Source organism: Desulfomicrobium salsuginis, assembly GCF_054657795.1.
Genome location: NZ_BAAHYA010000002.1, coordinates 226,535 through 244,819 on the forward strand (window position 1 = coordinate 226,535; position 18,285 = coordinate 244,819).

General features: G+C 61.5%; 12 protein-coding genes. 4 read left to right on the forward strand and 8 right to left on the reverse strand.

Features of this window, described 5'->3' with window-relative positions; all coding sequences use genetic code 11:
* Nucleotides 1-91: 91 nt before the first annotated feature.
* Nucleotides 92-2,263, reverse strand: a complete 2,172-nt coding sequence (locus ACYQ3G_RS08305) for a methyl-accepting chemotaxis protein (protein WP_459824700.1) — start codon at nucleotides 2,261-2,263, stop codon at nucleotides 92-94.
* 755 nt (nucleotides 2,264-3,018) lie between these two features.
* On the opposite strand from ACYQ3G_RS08305, the gene ACYQ3G_RS08310 reads away from it, so the two are divergent.
* Nucleotides 3,019-5,520: a PAS domain S-box protein gene (locus ACYQ3G_RS08310; protein ID WP_459824703.1), complete on the forward strand. Its 2,502-nt coding sequence runs from the start codon at nucleotides 3,019-3,021 to the stop codon at nucleotides 5,518-5,520.
* An 84-nt stretch (nucleotides 5,521-5,604) separates the two neighbouring features.
* Here ACYQ3G_RS08310 and ACYQ3G_RS08315 read toward each other — a convergent pair whose 3' ends face one another.
* Nucleotides 5,605-6,066: a hypothetical protein gene (locus ACYQ3G_RS08315; protein WP_459824705.1), complete on the reverse strand. Its 462-nt coding sequence runs from the start codon at nucleotides 6,064-6,066 to the stop codon at nucleotides 5,605-5,607.
* 958 nt (nucleotides 6,067-7,024) lie between these two features.
* Here ACYQ3G_RS08315 and ACYQ3G_RS08320 point away from each other — a divergent pair.
* The 3 genes from ACYQ3G_RS08320 (at nucleotide 7,025) to ACYQ3G_RS08330 (ending at nucleotide 9,600) form a co-directional block, all read left to right on the forward strand.
* The gene (locus tag ACYQ3G_RS08320; RefSeq protein ID WP_084435484.1) at nucleotides 7,025-7,258 is read left to right on the forward strand and encodes a hypothetical protein; all 234 of its coding nucleotides are present in this window, start codon (nucleotides 7,025-7,027) and stop codon (nucleotides 7,256-7,258) included.
* Between the two features lie 8 nt (nucleotides 7,259-7,266).
* Nucleotides 7,267-8,262, forward strand: coding sequence for a DUF6976 family protein (locus ACYQ3G_RS08325; protein WP_459824708.1), 996 nt, complete (start codon nucleotides 7,267-7,269; stop codon nucleotides 8,260-8,262).
* Nucleotides 8,263-8,637: 375 nt separating this feature from the next.
* Complete coding sequence (locus ACYQ3G_RS08330) at nucleotides 8,638-9,600, forward strand: radical SAM protein (RefSeq protein ID WP_459824711.1); 963 nt, start codon at nucleotides 8,638-8,640, stop codon at nucleotides 9,598-9,600.
* A 159-nt stretch (nucleotides 9,601-9,759) separates the two neighbouring features.
* On the opposite strand, the gene ACYQ3G_RS08335 is transcribed toward ACYQ3G_RS08330, so the two are convergent.
* From ACYQ3G_RS08335 to ACYQ3G_RS08360, 6 genes are all read right to left on the reverse strand, one after another.
* Nucleotides 9,760-11,442 (reverse strand): methyl-accepting chemotaxis protein, encoded by a 1,683-nt coding sequence (locus tag ACYQ3G_RS08335; RefSeq protein WP_459824714.1) that lies wholly within the window; start codon nucleotides 11,440-11,442, stop codon nucleotides 9,760-9,762.
* A 243-nt stretch (nucleotides 11,443-11,685) separates the two neighbouring features.
* On the reverse strand, nucleotides 11,686-13,638 hold the full coding sequence (locus ACYQ3G_RS08340) for a methyl-accepting chemotaxis protein (RefSeq protein WP_459824717.1): 1,953 nt from the start codon (nucleotides 13,636-13,638) through the stop codon (nucleotides 11,686-11,688).
* Nucleotides 13,639-14,008: 370 nt separating this feature from the next.
* The gene (locus ACYQ3G_RS08345) at nucleotides 14,009-14,785 is read right to left on the reverse strand and encodes a dimethyl sulfoxide reductase anchor subunit family protein (RefSeq protein WP_459824720.1); all 777 of its coding nucleotides are present in this window, start codon (nucleotides 14,783-14,785) and stop codon (nucleotides 14,009-14,011) included.
* Between the two features lie 11 nt (nucleotides 14,786-14,796).
* Complete coding sequence (locus ACYQ3G_RS08350) at nucleotides 14,797-15,357, reverse strand: 4Fe-4S dicluster domain-containing protein (RefSeq protein WP_459824722.1); 561 nt, start codon at nucleotides 15,355-15,357, stop codon at nucleotides 14,797-14,799.
* Nucleotides 15,358-15,369: 12 nt separating this feature from the next.
* Nucleotides 15,370-17,622, reverse strand: coding sequence for a molybdopterin-dependent oxidoreductase (locus ACYQ3G_RS08355; protein WP_459824725.1), 2,253 nt, complete (start codon nucleotides 17,620-17,622; stop codon nucleotides 15,370-15,372).
* Nucleotides 17,623-17,648: 26 nt separating this feature from the next.
* Nucleotides 17,649-18,221: a TorD/DmsD family molecular chaperone gene (locus tag ACYQ3G_RS08360; RefSeq protein ID WP_459824728.1), complete on the reverse strand. Its 573-nt coding sequence runs from the start codon at nucleotides 18,219-18,221 to the stop codon at nucleotides 17,649-17,651.
* Nucleotides 18,222-18,285: the final 64 nt, after the last annotated feature.

An 18,285-nucleotide genomic window follows, 5' to 3' on the forward strand; every position in this document is an offset into this window, starting at 1 on the left:
GAAGCGTTAATCAGGCTGTTTCCGTATTTCTTGAACGTGCGTCGCGGACACTGCCGGCCGCCGGCAGTGTCCGCGACGCGAGAGCTCATTCTCAGATCTTGAAGCGTCCCACGAGTTCCTGCAGCTTGCCGGACAGGCCGGACAGTTCCCCGGCGCTGTCGTTGACTCGGCCGATGGAAACGGACGCCTCCTGCACGGACTCGTTCACGTTGTTGATCTCGGTGGTTATCGAGCGCACCACCCCGGAACCCTGGCTGACGCTCAGGTTGACCTCCTGGATGCCGGCCGATGTCTGCGTGATGTTGTCGGCGATCTCCTGCGTGGTCGCGGCCTGACCTTCGACGTCATGGGCGATGGAGGCGACGTTTTCGCTGACGTTCTTGAATATCCCCAGAATCTGGGCCACTTCGGACACCGTCTCGTCGGTGGAGACCTGGATCTTGCTGATCTGGCTCTGGACCAGTTGCGTGGCGTCGGCCGTCTGCTTGGCCAGTTCCTTCACTTCGGACGCGACCACGGCGAAGCCCCGGCCCGCGTCGCCGGCCCGGGCCGCCTCGATGGTGGCGTTCAGGGCCAGCAGGTTGATCTGCGAGGAGATGGCCGAAATGACGTCCGTGACCTTGCTGATCTCCAGGGCGCTCTGTCCCAGGTTGCCCAGCTTGTCCGAGACCTCGCCGGCCTTGAGCACCGCCGACTCGGAGATGGTCCGCGACTCTTCGGTTTTCTTGGCGATCTCCCGGACGGTCAGGTTCATGCCGTCGGTCGCCGTGGCCACCATGTTGACGCTGATGGCCGCCTGCTCGCAGGCCGCAGCGACCCCGACCATGGTCCCGTCCATCTCCTCTGCGCCGGTGGCCACGGTACGGGACCGTTCGGCCATGGATTCGGCCCCTTCCTTCATCTGCCTGGCGATGTCGGACAGGGACGCGGAGGCGGTATTGAGCGAACCGGCGTCGTCCACGATCTGGCCGATCAGTTCGCGCAGTTTTTCCATGAACTGGTTGAACCAGCTGGCCATTTCGCCGACTTCGTCGTTGGCCTTGATCTCCAGGCGTTTGGTCAGGTCTCCCTCGCCCTCGGCGATATCCTTGAGAACTTCGACCGTACTGCGGATGGGGCGGACGATGCCGCCTGCCGCGTACCAGAGCAGCGCGATGGCCAGGATCGTGGTGCCGGCCCCGGTGCCCACCAGCATGGCCACGTTTTTTCGTCCCGCGGCGCCAAGTTCCGTGTCCAGGTCGATGGCGTCGGCCAGCACGGTCGCCAGGTCGACGCGGATCATGACCGACCATGGTTTGCCGGTTCGCCCCAGGGGGATCGGGGCGAAGACCACGAACTGCCCCTTGGCCTGGTCGATGGTCGCGGCGCTTTTCCCGGCCTGAATTTCGGCGAGGTCCTTTTCCCACCCTTCCGCGAGGATGTTCTGCATGGAGGAACCGATCAGTTCAGGCTTCTCGCTATCGGCGACGACGAGGCCCTGGTAGCTGACGATGGTCACCGCGCCCCGGCCGTCGAACAGTTCCTTGTCGACATTCTTCGCCATTTCCTGGACGAAATTGAGGTTGTAGTCCGTGCCGGCCACGCCGAGGAACGCGCCGTCGACCAGGATCGGGACCGAGAGCGTGGTCAGCCAGACCTGCTTGCCCTGTACGATGTAGGGGAAGGGGTCGAGCACGCTTTCGGTGTGGTTCTCGCGCGGGCCGATGTACCAGCCGCCCTTGAGCACGCCGTTGGGATGGCGGTCCATGGTGTCGTATTCGACCAGGGGCTGGACCGCGATGTTTCCGTTCTCGTCACGGTTCCAGTACGGGGTGAAGCGGCCCGTAACCTTGTTGTTGCCGTCCCGGCCCGTTGCGAACTCGGCATCCCGTCCATCAAGGGCGTCGGGTTCCCAGCAGGAATAGGAGCCGTTGAAGTTGGGGTTGTTTTTCAGGACCTTGAGGAGAATGCCGTTGATCTGGTCCCGGCCGAGGACCAGGCCGGCACTGTCCTTGTCCTTGGAGAGCATGAATGTGTCGGCCATGGTGCGCGCCGCGTCCAGGGCCACGTCGAATTCCGACTGGATCTTGCCTGCGTAGTTTCCGGCCAGGTTTTTCAGTCCGTCCAGCGAACGGCTCTCGATCAGCCTGGAAACGCGGGTGTTGACCAGTTCCTGGTTGGCGCGCGCCGAATACACGCTGTACCCGACCAGGACCGCCGAGGAAACGAACAGGCAGATGCCGGCAATACCGGCGATTTTAGTGCGAACAGACACGAATTTCATGTTTCTCTCCGTTGAATGGAAGCGACGCTAATTTTTGCAATGGGTTGGATTGATCCCTTTTGGGGAGTTTAGTCTGAATAAAGTCTACTACATCTTTGTCTTTTGAAAAAATGAATATGATGCAACGCACTCCTTTATTTCTGTACCCGATATGTTTCCACAAATGAAATACGTTATTCTGTTATATTGATGTGTTGTGGTGCGGTGTGGCGTGGTTTGGCGTGTAAGCATGATTTGTGCCATTTTTTGAGAAAAATATGGTTTTAATCGCTAATTGTCTGACATTCTATGTGGTACGGATACTTTTCGAATCACGTCCGCTTGAAGAAACGAATGACCCAACTATATAGAATTATTTCGACAATTGAAGGAGGGTTTCGGCGGGATCGAAAGATGGCTGTGTATCGATTTGATACGTGCTGTGTCGAAACAGCCCATCGGTTTGTCGCGCACGATGATGGAACATTCCGACAGCTGTTGCGACATGCAGCCGAATGTTTCGTGTAATTTGCCCGGCATGACGCTTTCGCATGCATCCCTTTGTTTGCGGGCATGGTGTTTGCTGAAGGCCGTGGCTGACTATGATTCCCCGAATTCTGTCCATCCGCTCGCCAGCCATGTCGCCATCATGTCGAATATTGCGCCGACAGTTTTTCGTATTCAGGTCCCGCAGGGTCGACGAACCTCGGAATAGTTTGCTAGGGAGTCATATCGGCTCATGCGCTCATGAACAGCGATCCGCCCGGCGAGGAATTATGACGTCTTGCTTCACTCAGAGAATCTCGCTCTTCGACCTTTTCCAGGCGGAGGAAATTCAGCGCGTGCAGGACGCCTTTGCCCTCGCCTCGAATGTGGCCTCCGTCATCTCGGCTCCCGATGGCAAGCCTTTGACCAGTCCCGGCAATTTGAGCGAGCCGTTCACGACGCTCGTCCACGGCAGAAACGCCGTCGAGGCGGGCCACGTCTTTCCGGCCACCGCGCTCCGGCCTTCCGCTGCGGACGGCCTTGCCGTCCACGTCTGCCCGCTGACCGGCCTCCTGTATGCGGCCATGCCCATCATCGTCGGCGAGCGCCATGTCGCGAACTGGGTCATCGGCCAGGTCCGCGACGAGGACACGGGCAGGGCGCAGGCCCTCGCCCTTGCCGGGCAAATCGGGGCCGACCCCGAGGCCGTCGTCGCCGCCCTGGAGCAGGTGCCGCGGATGAGCAGGTCGCGCTTCACCGCTGTGGCCGACTCCATGGCGCTGATCGCCGGGCATGTCTTTCACCAGGCCTACCGGACACGGTGCCTTTGCATGGGCGAAGGTGCGGAGGCGGAACTGGCCTTGCGAGAGAGCGAGGCCCGCTACCGGTCGGTCATCGAGAACATCCAGGACACCTTTTACCGCACCGACGCAGGCGGGGCCCTGATCATGCTCAGTCCGTCGGGCGCGAGCCTCCTGGGCTACGAGACCGTGGAGGAACTGCTCGGGACGCCGATGGAAAAACTGTGGAAGTCTCCGGAGGCGTTTCAGAAGTATGTCGAGATCCTGTCCGAACAGGGTGTGGTCCGGGAGTTGGAGGCCACTCTCCTGCGCCGGGATGGCAGTGAAGTGGTCGTGGAGGCCACCAGCAACATCTACAGTGACGAATCCGGCTTCATGCTCGGCCTCGAAGGCATCCTCAGGGATATCGGCAGGCGCAAGGAGGCCGAGCAGGAAGCTGCGCGGGAGCGCATGTTCACCGACGCCGTCATGGAGAGCGTGCCCGGCCTTCTCTACATTTACGACAGCCAGGAACGCATGGTCCGTTGGAACAGGAACTACGAGACCATGACGGGGTATTCGCCCGAAGAACTCCTCGGCAGCGATGCCGCGGCCTGGTTCGGGGGCAGGGAACCGGATACGTCGACCATCCTGGCCAGCTTTCGGCAGGCCATGGTCCAGGGGCGGTCCGAGGCGGAAGCGCTCCTGGTCACGAAGGCAGGACGCAGTGTTCCCTGCCTCTTCACCGTGGCGCGACACACCATCGACGGGCGAGCATATCTCGTCGGCATGGGCATGGACATCACCGAACGGAAGAAATCCGAAGAGTTGCTGCTCCAATCCGAGAAGAAGTTTGCCCATCTTTTCCGGAATTCCCCGGACGCCATCCTGCTGGCCGACATCGAGACCGGGATCGTCTCCGACATCAACGACACCTTCGTGGCCATGACGGGGTACGCCCGCGACGAGGTCATCGGCAGGACCACCGGCAGCCTCAACTTCTATGTCGATTCCGCGTTGTGGGACCGCCTGTACGGCTTGCTCAGACGTGACGGCCAACTGGCAAACCAGGAACTCATGGTCCGGACCCGGGACGGGCATGCGCTCGTCTGCGCGTTGTCGTCGCATGTCCTGCAGATCGGCGAGCAACGTGTTGTCATGTCCGTTTATCGGAACGTCACCGAATTGAAGAAAATGCAGGAAATGATGATTCAGACGGAGAAGATGGTGTCCGTCGGGGGGATCGCCGCAGGCATCGCCCATGAGATCAACAATCCCCTAGGCATCATCATGCAGTCGGCCCAGTTGCTGGAACAGCGGACCCTGCCGGACTTTCCGCGGAACGTCGCCGTGGCTGAGGGCATGGGGCTCGATTTGCGGCTGCTGGATCGTTACATGCGCGAACGCAACATCCTGGGGTATGTCCGGGATATTCGCGAAGCCGCGAAACGGGCCGCCGACATCATCCGGCATATGCTGGATTTCAGCCGGCGCAGCGATTCAGGACACAAGTTCTGCTGCGTGAACGACATCATCGACCGGGCCATCGTTCTGGCCGGTAGCGACTACGATCTGCGTAAGAGTTTCGATTTCAGGCGCATCCAGATTGTCCGTGACTTCGAGGAACGGATGCCGGGCATCCGGTGCTCTGAAACCGAGATAGAGCAGGTCATCCTCAATCTGCTGCGCAACGCCGCGCAGGCCCTGGCCGGCGGGTCCGTGGCCGAACCGGCCATCACCGTGCGCACAAGGTGCCAGGGGGAGAATGTCGTGATCGAGGTCGAGGACAACGGGCCCGGCATTCCGCCGGAGACGGCCCGCAGGATCTTCGAGCCGTTCTTCACGACCAAGCCTCCGGGCCAGGGCACCGGGCTCGGGCTGTCGGTTTCGTACTTCATCGTGACCCAGACCCATGGCGGAAGCATCCAGGTCCGGTCCGCGCCGGAGCAGGGCGCCTGCTTTCATATCGAAATCCCTCGGGCTTCTCCGGCGGGAAAGGACGGGAGATCCTGAGTTCTTTCCCTTTTTGGCGGCTGTGTCATTGTGCGCCACGTCCGTTGCGCGGATGGGCCGGGCTGGGGGGAGAGCCTGAATGGGCTATTCGTCGAGGGTGGTCGTCTGCATGGCGTATTCCCTGAATCTGTCGGCATGTCGGATTGTTTTTCCGCAATTCGACAGGTTTGAGAGCGCTCGTGTGATCAGTTCATATGCAGCTGCTTTCGTGTTTATGTATATTTCGCTATTTTCTTCCCTGTAGTGTTTGAGCCAGTCAGTATATTTGTACAATATCCATTCAAGTGCAATTTCTTCGCTGTCGAGCTTCTTGAGTTCAAGTATGGCGCAGATTTGATTTCGGGAAAAGTTCAATACCAGGTCGCGCATCCTCTCTTCGCGGACCGGCAATTTTCCTGCGTTCAGCGCAATCCTGCCTGATATTTCTTCGCTCGATCCTGCCAGCGTTGCGGCGGAGTAGTAGTCCTGCTCGTCAAGAAAAAGCCGAATCGCTTGTTCCAGTTGAACAATCGCGACATGTTCTTGTTTGTGCCATGATGCAGGCATGTTGCGTCCTTGCGGCAATGCGAAGCCGGCAGCGTATGATGTCAGTCAGGGTATCACGATAGCAGATGGTTGAGGAATTTTGCAAGCGCGATGGGAACAGGGCGCGCATTGCGCGGGAAGCCGGGCCGTATCCAAGGCCGCCGGCCTTTCAGGGATGGTTGCCCTGCGCGGTGCGTCAGTCTTCCCCGCCTCAGGCCGGTTTGCTTTGCGGACCGTATGCGGTTCGACGCGCATCCGATTCCCGAATGGCGTCGTACGGTGCGCACCGCGACCAATATGTTTTGTTTCAGTAGGTTGTGAAACGGACGATGAAAGCGTGTTTTGCAGGTGGCGATTGACTCTATTTTTCTTTTATGGCTATGATGAAAAATCTCACCCTCGCGCCCTGATTGCTCGGGCGTCTCTTTCAATCGCGCTCGGTTATTGCTGCGAGAATGCCAGTGTGGCGTTTTCGCGCTGCCGGGCCGCTTTATGAATCAGCGAGATGCATGAACGGGCGCGGCATGTATCCGTCAGGCGCGGCGAGGTTCGGTGGCGTCACGATCGGGACGGTGAAGATCCCCAGCAGTGTGTCGTTTTGACGTCTTTCGCTGTATCATTTTGATTCAGTGTGTTTGAGTGATATGTGGGGTTGCTGCTGTAACTGTCTTGAATTGCTGTATTCAATTGTTTTTGTCGTGGAAGATGGGCATGGAGAGTAGTGCATGTACTACAAATCATGTCAGACAATTAGCTCCAAAATTACCACCATTCTGCGAGTTGGCATGGAAGGTGCTTAGTGTGGTTGGTCTTTGCAACGCAACTGGCCTTGGTTTCGACAAGAGATCATGTTTTCGTGTTCAAATAAAATGTATTCGAAATGTACATTCATTTTATCTTGATAATAAATTTCTCAATATGATGCATTAGATTATGTAATGATATATCTCAAGCGTAAACATTATCAGGAGGGGGCATCATGAGCATTCCGGCAAAGAATCACCCAAAATGGGTTGAGGTCGTCACGGGAAAAAAGACATTCGATTTGAAATTTCTCGCTGTGAAAATTATGCTTGGACGTGTCATTCGCAGCTTGAGTGCTGATCCATCACCAGCGAATATTCAAGGTGCTATCGATCATTTGCATTCAATTTACGAAAAAAATGAAAGTAATCCTGCTGTCAAAGAAGATTTGAAAACCATTTTCGGTTAGGAGGCACCATGCTGCAGCATATCATGACACTGGCTGATGTTGAACAATTGATTCAGAAAGGAAAAACTCTTTTGCTCGCAGGCGAGGAAGATCTTCTCCGCAAATTGCCCAAAGGAAAGTGGATTGGCGGTACGATTCCGTATTTCATCACGCCCGACAAAGGCGGCATGGTTTCGCAGGACAATATTTTCGTCACCGATATCAGCGATGTTGCCGCGTCCATAGACGTCAAGGTGTATGACGACAATACGTTAGGCAAGGTTTATACGGACTCCGGACACGCAGGCTTCAGCTTCATCATCATTCCGGCCATGAGTCCCGTTCATTCGAGTTTTGCGCTCAATGGGCCGAACTACAAGGATTTCGGCTGCCAGCCGCTCATCGGTTGGATTTCCGGAGTGCACCTGGACAACCTGGGCAAGAGTTCGCCGAAAGTGTTTGACGGCGTCAGCGGCACCGCCCACGAACGGGAAGCCGTGGTCATGCACGTGCGCGTGCCGCAGGGCAAAACCGTGGATGTGGGGATCGTGAACATTTTCGAGCAGGGCGGCGGCGATACCCTGACCTTCGCGTCCGACGGCTTCTCCTGCACCGACGTCATGGTCAACGGCGTGAAGGAGAACTTCGCCGACTACATCACGCGGAACAAGCTCGACACCAAGCTGCCCCTCGTCGCGGACTACTACGGCGCCTTGGTCAACATCAGTTTCCAGAGCGTGGAACCGGGCGCCGACGTGAAATTCTACGCCCCCGTCTTCGCCGGAATCCGCTACAAACACGCCAAGCCCATCAGCGATTACGCCACGCTGTTTGACGCCCAGTTGAAGAAGAACGAGGTGGGTGGGGAAAACATCGTCTTTTCCTGCAACTGCATCCTGAACTACCTCTATTCAGGCCTTGAAGGCCACAAGACGGAACCGTTTGTCGGTCCGATCACCTTCGGCGAGGTGGCCTACCAGCTGCTGAACCAGACCCTCGTTTATCTGCAAGTCCACGATCTGTAGGACGTTTTTCCTCCTTCCGTAACAAAGGGAAGACCGGGTCAGCCGGTCTTCCCTTTGTTCATTGGCGTGGAGCGCACGCGGCTTTGCGATCGACCTTGATCGCATACGACGGCAAGATTGCCTGCCCCGATCCCATGCCCTTCGATGCGGTATCTGCGATTCAACTCACGTGCCGGATTCGAGCGCGCCAACCTCGGGCTGTTCGGGCCGGGACGTCGGCCCGCTTCATGGCGGCTGTTGCCGAAGCGCCCTTTTTGGGTAACCATGGCGCCAAAACAGGAAATGTTCAAAGCCTCCCGGATTATGGAATGCACCCGGCCACGGTGGCTCCTGACGCATCCCGTCATCTGGTCGTATTGAAAACAGGAGGGCCCCATGTTTGTAAGTCTGTTCGGTCCCGTCCCTTCGCGCAGGCTGGGCATGTCCCTGGGCGTCGATCTGGTGCCCAGGAAGGTGTGCTCCCTGGACTGCGTCTATTGCGAGGTCGGACGGACCACGTTGCTGACCGACGAGCGCAGGGAGTACGTCGAGTTCGAGTTGGTGGCGCGTGAACTGCGCGAGTTTTTCGCCCAGGGTCCGGCGCCCGACTACGTGACCTTCTCGGGTTCGGGAGAACCGACCTTGAACAGCCGCATCGGCGACCTGGTGGATTTCATCAAGCGGGAGAAGGCCGGCCTTCCCGTGGCTGTGCTGACCAACGGGACGTTGCTGCGCGACCCGTCGGTGCGGCGGGAGCTGCTTGGGGCCGATGTGGTCCTGCCGTCGCTCGATGCGGCCACCGCCGACGTCTTCAGGCGGATCAACAGGCCGCACGGCTCCCTGGATATCGAGGAATGCATCGAGGGGCTGGTCGCGTTCCGCAGGGAGTTCGCTGGCGCGCTGTGGCTTGAAGTGTTCATCCTGCCCAGCTACAACGACGCTCCGGAGGAAATTGCGGCCATCAGGAAGGCTGTGCTGGACATCCGGCCGGACCGCGTCCAGCTGAACACGCTGGACAGGCCCGGAACCCTGGAGGACCTGCGCGCCGCCACGCCGCAGGAACTCCGGGCTGTGGCGGACATGCTGGCCCTGGACAACGTGGAGATCATCGCCGCGCCGCCGCAGCGCAAAAACCTGGGCGGATACCGCAGCGACACGGAAACGGCCATTCTGGAGACCATCGCCCGCCGACCCTGCACCGTGGACGATCTGTCAACGATCCTGGGGCTGGGCGCTGCGGAAATCAACAAATACGTCGGGGTGTTGGAGGGCGAAGGGCGGGTCGTGCCCGTGCGGCGGGAGCGGGGCGTGTTCTATGCGCGTAAGCACGGGGGGCCGTCCCGAGGTTCTGTGTCCTGATTGCGGCGCGTCCGTCGATCACGCAGGCGTCCTGCTTGCGAGCGTAAGAGTTCAAACTGTGGCGGGACGGGCGGGTCGTCCAGAGTGACCGGCGGGGAGGGAGCCAAGGGCTTTCCCTCCCCGTTTTTGCGTCACGCCATGCCGCCCGGGGCGAAGCCCCTAGATTTTGAAGCGGCTGACCATGGTGTCGAGATTGCCGGCCAGGCCGGCCAGGGTCTCGGAGTTTTCGTGCATGGACCGCGCTGTGGTGGACACCTCGCCGGCCGAGGCGCTGACCGCGGCCACGTCACGGGCGATGCCGCGAATGACCGTGTCCGCCTGGGCCACGTTCTCGTTGACCTGCTGGACGCCCGTGGAGGCCTGCCCGACATTTTCGGCGATGTCGTGGGTGGTCACGGACTGCTCTTCCACCGCGGCAGCGATGCTGCCGACGATGGCATCCACGTCGCCGATGACGTTGCTGATCTGTCCGATCTCGAGCACTGTCTGGCTGGTGGTGTGCTGGATGCCCTGGATCTTGCCCCGGATCTCCTCGGTGGCCTGGGCGGTCTGCTGGGCCAGTTCCTTGATCTCGTTGGCCACGACCGCGAAGCCCTTGCCCGCTTCCCCGGCCCGGGCCGCCTCGATGGTGGCGTTCAGGGCCAGGAGGTTGGTCTGGGAGGAGATGGCCGAGATGGCCTCGGTCACCTTGCCGATGTCCTGGGCCGCGGCGCCGAGCTGGCTGACCTGCGACGTGGCCTTGCCCGCTGCCGCGACGGCCTGCCCGGTGATCTCCTTGGCCTTGCCGGTGCTGGCCGAGATTTCGGCGATGGTCGCGCTCATCTCCTCGGAACTCGTGGCCACGGTGCCGATGTTCACGGTGAACTGCTCCATGGAGGCCGCGACGTTGTTCATGTTGGCGCTCATCTCCTCGGCCGAGGCCGCGACGGTGTTCGAGGTCTGCGTCATGGTCTGGGACGAGCTGTTCAGGCTCCCGGCCAGGGCCAGCAGGTTTTTGGACGCGCCCGTGACCTGGCTGGAATTGTGGGCCACGTCCTTGATGATGCTGTGGACCCGGCTGACGAACTGGTTGAACCATTCGGCCAGTTCCTGGGTTTCCGTGCCCGAGCGGTCCTCGATCCGTCTGGTCAGGTCTCCTTCGCCTTCGGCGATGTCCTTGAGCATGACGATCATCCGGCGCAGAGGCGTGGTGATCCCTCCCGCTATGATGACGGTCAGCGCCCCGCCAATGAGGATGCTGCCGAAGGTGATGGCGGCGAGGATGATCTTCAGGCGCGAAAAGGCGGCCTCGGCCTCCTTGCCGGCCGTGGCGGCGTCGTTTCCGACGATCTCCGTCAGCTTGTTGATGTGTTCGCGCATGGTGTCGAACTTTTCGGCGCCCTCGGTCATGGCCAGGGCGACCGCTTCCGGGCTGCCCTCCTGACCGGCCTGGTTGCGCAGGGCGAGTATCTTTTTGGACACCTCCTCCCAGACCGCCCGGTCCGCGCGGTACTTGTCCACCAGGGCCTTCTTCTCCGGGGAGAACGAGATCTCGATGAACTTGCCCAGCCGCGTGTCGGCCTGCTGCATGTTCTCGGTGTAGGATTTCATGTGCTTTTCGTACTCAGGCGTGCCCGGTGCGCTCAGTAGCATGCCGTTCTCGGCCAGGAGCATCTGGTGCAGGTCGCGGTCCGCCTCCAGGAGCACGCTCGCCCCCGGCAAATCGCGCTGAAGCACCAGACTGAGTTTGCCGTTGATGGAGGTGGCCATGAAGAAGGCCACCAACCCCATGACGGCGATGAGGGCGACGTTGATGCCGAGAATGACGAACAGTCGCGCGCGAATGCGGAACCTTCCTAACATGTGAGTCTCCTGTGGCCTGTGATTGAGATACGGAACACGCAACATCCTTTGCAACCCAGTTCGCGACACTACCCAACAATCAAGGCGGATTCAAATGGATTTGTCTGACCCGGCGCAAGGTCCGTTGATGGGCGGCTCATGGCCGATGGGACAACCTTGGCCGGTCCGCCTGAACGCCGCCGTCCCATTTGCCGTATCGGCACGGGGCCCGCGTTTTTCTTCGTGGCGGGCCCTTTGCTGCATCTATACCTTGAACTGGCTCACGAGCCCCTTGAGCTGTTCGGCCAGCCTGGACAGCTCCTCGGCGCTGGCCTGGACCTGGTCGCCGCCCCCGCGGATGTCGCCGGTGATGGCGTCCACGGACGTGATGTCGCGCGTGATGTCCCTGGACACCGTCGACATCTCCGAGGAGCGCCTGTTGGCGTCCTGCACGTCATGCGTGGCATGGGAGATGTTTTCGGCCACCTCGCGGGTCACGGCGGACTGCTCTTCGATAGCCGCGGCGATGGCCGTGACGATGGTGTTGACCTCGCCGATGACATGCACGATCTGCCCGATGTCGCTCACGGCGCTGCCCGTGGCGGACTGAATCCCGCCGATGCGATCGCGGATGTCCTTGGTGGCCTCGGCCGTTTTCTGGGCCAGTTCCTTGATCTCGTTGGCCACCACGGCGAAGCCGCGGCCCGCCTCGCCGGCCCTGGCCGCCTCGATGGTCGCGTTGAGGGCCAGGAGGTTGGTCTGGGAGGAGATGGCGGCGATGGTTTCCGTGACCTTGCCGATCTCCTGGGCCGCCGCGCCGAGGTCCCGCAGCACGCCCGCAAAGCTGTCCACCTGCTGCGCCGCGTTGTCCGTGGTGCCGCGGGCGCGTTCGGTGTTGCCGGCGATCTCGCCGATGGTCGAGGTCATCTCCTCCGTTGCCGCGGCGACGGAGGAGAGGTTGGCCGAGGTCTCCTCCATGCCGGAGGCGACCGAGGCGATGTTGGCGCTCATCTCCTCGGCGGCCGTGGCCACCGTGGACGTCTTGGCCGACAGGGAGCGCACGTTCTGGGTGGTCTGGCCGCTCACGGCCGAAAGCTCCGTGGCCGAGGAGGCCACGGTCTGGGCGTTGCCCGCGATCTCGGAAATGATGCGCTGCAGCTTTTCGACGAAGGTGTTGAAGTATTGCGCCAGTTGCCCGATTTCATCCCGGGTCTCGACGGGCAGGCGCTTGGTCAGGTCGCCTTCGCCTTCGGAGATGTCTTTGAGCAGATGCACGCAGCTCCTGACCGGGAGCAGGACCATGCGGCTGATGATCAGGGCAATGACGATGCCGATGGCGAAGAAAACCAGGGACGCCAGGGCGATCATCCAGCGCATCTGGTAGATCGCGGCCAGCACGTCGTCCTGCATGGCTCCCACGGCGATGGACCAGCCGGTTCCCTGGATGGGCGAGAAGCCGAAGAAGCGGTCCTTGCCCATGAACGGGTACTGTTCGAAACCGGACTCGCCCTTGACCATGCGCTGGAACATGGCCGACAGGGTCGCGTATTCGGGGTTGGTCTTGCCTTCTTCGAGGAAGTTCTTCTGATCCAGGACGAACTGCCGGTTGGTGTGGGCGATGAGGACGCCCTTCTCGTCGATGATGTAGGAGTAGCCGGTCTGGCCGTACTTGATGCCGTCCGTGATTTCGCTCAGCATGGTCGCGTCGAGCCTGGCGATGAGCACGGCGCGGGCCTTGCCGTCGTCACCCTTGATCGGGGTGGCCAGGACGATGACCGGCGAGTTGGTCACCTTGCTGATGATGACGCTGGAGAAAAGCGATTCGCCGGCCATGGCCTGCTTGAAATACGCCCTGTCACCCAGGTTGGCGGTGGAACCGTCCGGATACATGGCCTGGCCGTCGGCGGAGACGACGCCCATGCCGAGGTATTTCATCCGGGCCGTTTCGTTTTCCAGGGCCGGCCGCTGCTGCTCCCAGTCCATGGATTTGACGACGTGGCGGTTGGCGATGCCCTGTATGACGGCGAGATGATAGTCCAGGCGGCTGCGGACCAGATTTGCGCCGTTTTTGGCCGTCAGGACGATGTTCTCCTCCACCTGGCCCCGGGCCGCATGCATGGCCCGGTTATAGGCGATATACCCCAGGCCTGCGCACACCAGCGCCAGCAGGGCCAGAATCCCGCCGATCAGTTTCACGCGAATGGGGATGCTCTTCATTGCCGCCTCCGAATGGTGGATGGTTCAGATTACCCGTTCATGCCGCTCAGTCCCCAGAACCCGGAGCGTTCGCCCTCGCGAGAACCCGCCCCCGGGCGATCCCCCCTGGGCGTGCGACAGCGGCATAGGCGGGGACTACTTAGACTGTATGACAAAGATACAGAAAATTACTGATGAGAGAAAGAGGTAGATGGCATGAAAACTCCGATTTAACCGAGTTCCCGGTCCGGACAGGCCGGATGCATGCCCAAGAGATGCATCGCGCAGCGCGGAGAATGCACCGAACTGGTGATTTCAATCTGCTGGATCAGGATGGCGGGGACGTTCAGAAGACCGGGGCGGGGCCGGTGTCCCCCCCGCCCCGGTCGGATCAGTACGGATTCCCGATGTTCACGGCCGTGTGAACCGTCTCGGCGAAGAAGGCCGCGCGGCCGGCCAGTTCGCCCAGCAGGGCCAGGATGGGGAGCCAGACAGGGATGGTCCGGTTCTTCCAGAGTACGCCCAGGCAGGCCGCCATGACGGCGATGCTTGCCCAGTAGAGCGGTGAGCCGAGCCAGGCCAGGCCGCTCAGGCGCATGACCTCGCCCCCCGAGAGCCAGACGCAGGGCACGGCCAGGCGCACGACCAGTCCCGTCACCAGGGCGGTCGTGAAGATGCGCGCCAGCAGCGCCTGACTGCCGGGGCCTGCGAACCAGCTGGCGAAGCCCGCACCCAGGACAACGGCCGAAATCAGGAAGAAGACCGTGGGCAGGGCGTTGTTCAGGGCCGGAAACGCGGGCGGAGCGTACGTCATGCCGGATGCCAGAACTGTGGCCAGGCCGGCCGCGACCGCCCCCCAGAGCAGGGCGCCCCTGCCGCCGCCCGCGGCTGCCGCCCCGGCCGCCAGAGCCAGGAAGGCCCCCGCCGCGAGCACCTCGCGGCTGAGCCACGCCTTTTCCAGGTGCGCCAGCGCGCGGTACGCTTCCAGCGGGTGGCCGAGGTGGAAGAGGGACGCGGCGATGCCGAGCCCTATGAGGCCGGCGACGAGCATCCACTCGTTGCGGGCGCTCCCGGAGCCGTGGCCGGCGACGCCGCGCACGGCGCTCATGAGGACCATGCCGACGGCCGCCTGTGAAAGCACCGTGAACAGAACAAGTGGCAATTCCATGGATTGCATCGCTACCTCCTTACCAGAGTCGGCACTTTGGGCATGATGAAGCGGGTGGAAGGGTTCACCTTTTCGTTTTTGGGGAACCCGGCCGGGAATTGAATCTCGTTTCCAGGCTCCATTGTCGCCAGGTCCACGAGCTTCAGCGCGCCGGTAGGGCAGCTCTGCACGCAGGCCGGCAGGAGGCCTGCGTCGAGGCGTTCGTGGCAGAAGCTGCATTTTTCCGCGCGTTTCTCCACGGGGTTGTAAACGGGCGCGCCGTAGGGGCACGAGCGGATGCAGTTGCCGCAGCCGATGCACTTCTCCTGGTGATGGACCACGACCCCGTCCTCTTCGCGCTTGGTGTAGGCCTCGACGGGGCACACGTTCAGGCAGGCCGGGTTTTCGCAATGGTTGCAGGCCAGGGAGAAGAAGGCCCTTTCCCGGTGCGGGTAGATGGCCTCGCCCAGGGGATAGACCTGCCGCCAGACCACGCCCTCGACCTGATGGTAGTAATTCCGGCAGGCCATGGCGCAGGTGAAGCAGCCGATGCACTTCTCCGAATCGACCAGAAATGCGTAGTGTTTTTTCATCGCAATCACTCCTTAGACCCTTTCGACATTGGCGAACTGTCCGTGAATGGCCACGCCGGGCGCGCCGGTCTTGTAGGCGCCCATGTCCGCGGCCTCGTCGTCCACGAGGTTCTGGACGTTGAAGTCGTTGCCGCGTCCGAACCAGGCCTCGTAGATGACGAGGCTCTTCGGGGCGACGTTGCGGGTCAGCTTGGCCTTGATGCGCAGCTCCCCGACCTTGTTGAAGACGCGGACCGTGTCCAGATCCTTGATGTTCTTGGCTCGCGCATCGTCCGGGTGCATGTAGAGGAAGGGTTCCTTGTTGTATTCGTGCATCCAGTCGAGGTTGATGAACTGCGAATGGATGCCGAACTTGCTGTGCGGGGTCAGCAGGCGGAACTCGTCGTACGGCTTGCGGCCTTCCTTGTACTTGGGCAGGGCTTCATGGCCGTGCTCGGCGCAGAGGTCCGAACGGAATTCGTATTTGCCCGATGGGGTCCCGAACTTCATGTCGTGCCAGGAGGCGGTGGAGGCGAGTTTGGCCTTGACGGGCCCGTTCCTCAGGTCCGTCCAGTGCTTGATGCCGAAGTAGTCGTAGATGCCCTGGTTGAACTCCTTCTCCATCCATTCCCTGGTGTCGATGTCCTGCGGGAAGGTGCAGGAGCCGGGGGCGAGCTGGTTCATCTTTTTCGAGAGCAGGGACGCGATCTCGATGTTCGACTTCGTCTCGTACATGGGCGTGATGGCCTGCTCGTTGATGCCCAGCCAGTAGTGCCAGTAGGACACGTTGACGGTCCATTCCTCGAAGAGGGTCGTCACCGGCAGGACGATGTCGGAGTTGGCCACGGTCTCGTTGAAGAACTGGTCTACGGTCACGACCAGCTCCAGCGTGTCGAAGGCCTTCTCCAGCTTGGGCCGGTCGAAGTCCTGGGCGAAGGGGTTCTTGCACGACACCCACAGCATCCTGATGGCTGGGTCCTTGGCGTCGAGGATGCCCTGGGCAGTCTTGTTGATGTTGAAGGTGCGGTCCGTGTAGCTGGCCGCCTCGCCCTTGGTGAAGTCGAACTCGCCCTTGGGGCCGCCCGCGCCGACGAAGCCCACGGAGCCCTCGGGCTGCTTCTGGAGGAGGGCGTGGTAGTTGAAGCCCCAGGTCCGCAGATGGCCGTAGCGCGCTCCGCCGCCTTCCTTGCCGACGTTGCCGGTCATGGCCACAAGGGCGTCGATGGCCCGCACCGAGGCGCCGCCGTTGGTGTGGCGCTGCATGCCGTAGCCGATCCAGATGGTCGCCGGGTCACCCGTGGCGAACTCCTCGGCCACCTCGCGGATCTGCTCGGCCGGGATGCCGCTCAGGCCCGCGGCCCACTCCACGGTCACGTTATCGCGCAGGTAGGCGGCGAATTCTTCGAACCCGAGGGCGTTTTCAGTCACGAAGCCCTTGTCCACCAACCCCTTGTCGAGGATGTGCCGGGCCATGCCCAGGGCCAGGGCGCCGTCGCTGGATGTCTCGGGCTGCCAGAAGACGTCGGCCTTGGCCGCGGTCTGGGTGAAGACCGGGTCGATGACCACGACCTTGGCGCCGCGCCGCTTGGCCTCCATGATGTATTTCATGGAATGCACCGAGCACCAGGCGGGGTTGGCGCCCCAGACGATCACGTACCTGGCCTTGACCATATCCTCCGGGTCGTTGCACCACATGTCGCCCAGGTCGTAGTTCTGGGCGTCGATGCCCGCCGGCCAGCAGGGGGTACCCACGAAGCGGGTGGTGTAGCCCAGGGACGACATCATGCCTTCGACGCCGTAGTTGGTGATGCCGAAGTTGCCGGAATATTTGGTCAGGCCCAGGCCCAGAAGGCTCCCGTCCTTTTCCTGGATCTCGAGGATCTTCTTCGCGATGCGGTCCATGGCTTCGTCCCAGGATACGCGCCGCCAGTTGCCCGAACGGCGGCCGTCCTGGACCATGGGGTACTTGATGCGATCGGGGCTGTAGACGCGCCGGGGGTAGGCATAGCCTTTGACGCACAGTCCACCGGCCGTGAAGGTCGACTCCTGCGCCCCCTCGATGAACTGCACGACCCCGTCCTTGACGTACGTCTTGATGGAGCAGGTGTCGTAGCAGTTGCGGGGGCAGGCGTTGCGGAAGATCTGAAAATCCTTGGCGTTGAATGCCGTGGCAGCCTGGGCGGTGTACGGCATCAGCAGGCGCAGGGGCAGGAGCGAGGCCGCCCCGGCCATGGTCAGCCCCTTCAGGAACTGCCGCCTGCTCAATCCACTCGGTGTGTGCGACATGTCACTCCTCCTCGACCGCGCGGGCTTCAGCCCCGGCGCGGCGCTGCTGTTGAATTGCGTTCGCTTTCGAACCACGAGTCCAGCGCGTCCGCGGCCAGGGCGATGACACCGCCTCTGGTCGCGTGTTCCCGGACCGTTCGGACGAAATGTGGAATCCACCGCGCCAGATGCTCCCCGACGAACCATGCGTGCAGGTCCGCGATCTCCGCGTCCGGCGCGCCTGTCTGAGCGGCGAGCACGGCCTTCATGGCCAGCACGGCTTCGAGTTCGTAGGCCAGATGGTCGTCGGGGATGACGCCCTCTCCGGGCACGGCCAGGCCGAGGCGGTGGTACGCCTCTCGCGCCTCCATGGTCGCGCGGCCCATGAGGGCGCGGTCGGTTTCGGACCAGGCTGAGGCGAAGGGTGGGGCCGGTACTGCGGCCGGCCCGACGAAGAGGCGGTTGAACTCGTACTCGGCCGCCGCCCAGTCCGTATCGGCAGGGATTTCGATCCCGGCGTGCCGGGCGATGCGGGCGGCCGCGTCCTTCAGGCCGTCCGCGTCGGATGCGGCGAAGAAGTCGCGCAGGGCTTCGATGATGGGAAATGCAAATGCGGACATGCTGACGTACCTTGGTTACAAGTAGAGGTACAGAGTACCCGTATCACAGGTACGTCAGCGATGC

Coding starts and splice junctions, on each gene's coding strand:
- ACYQ3G_RS08340 (WP_459824717.1), bottom strand. CDS start 13,638: ATGAAGAGCATCCCCATTCGCGTGAAACTGATCGGCGGGATTCTGGCC.
- ACYQ3G_RS08315 (WP_459824705.1), bottom strand. CDS start 6,066: ATGCCTGCATCATGGCACAAACAAGAACATGTCGCGATTGTTCAACTG.
- ACYQ3G_RS08310 (WP_459824703.1), top strand. CDS start 3,019: ATGACGTCTTGCTTCACTCAGAGAATCTCGCTCTTCGACCTTTTCCAG.
- ACYQ3G_RS08325 (WP_459824708.1), top strand. CDS start 7,267: ATGCTGCAGCATATCATGACACTGGCTGATGTTGAACAATTGATTCAG.
- ACYQ3G_RS08350 (WP_459824722.1), bottom strand. CDS start 15,357: ATGAAAAAACACTACGCATTTCTGGTCGATTCGGAGAAGTGCATCGGC.
- ACYQ3G_RS08320 (WP_084435484.1), top strand. CDS start 7,025: ATGAGCATTCCGGCAAAGAATCACCCAAAATGGGTTGAGGTCGTCACG.
- ACYQ3G_RS08345 (WP_459824720.1), bottom strand. CDS start 14,785: ATGGAATTGCCACTTGTTCTGTTCACGGTGCTTTCACAGGCGGCCGTC.
- ACYQ3G_RS08330 (WP_459824711.1), top strand. CDS start 8,638: ATGTTTGTAAGTCTGTTCGGTCCCGTCCCTTCGCGCAGGCTGGGCATG.
- ACYQ3G_RS08355 (WP_459824725.1), bottom strand. CDS start 17,622: ATGTCGCACACACCGAGTGGATTGAGCAGGCGGCAGTTCCTGAAGGGG.
- ACYQ3G_RS08305 (WP_459824700.1), bottom strand. CDS start 2,263: ATGAAATTCGTGTCTGTTCGCACTAAAATCGCCGGTATTGCCGGCATC.
- ACYQ3G_RS08360 (WP_459824728.1), bottom strand. CDS start 18,221: ATGTCCGCATTTGCATTTCCCATCATCGAAGCCCTGCGCGACTTCTTC.
- ACYQ3G_RS08335 (WP_459824714.1), bottom strand. CDS start 11,442: ATGTTAGGAAGGTTCCGCATTCGCGCGCGACTGTTCGTCATTCTCGGC.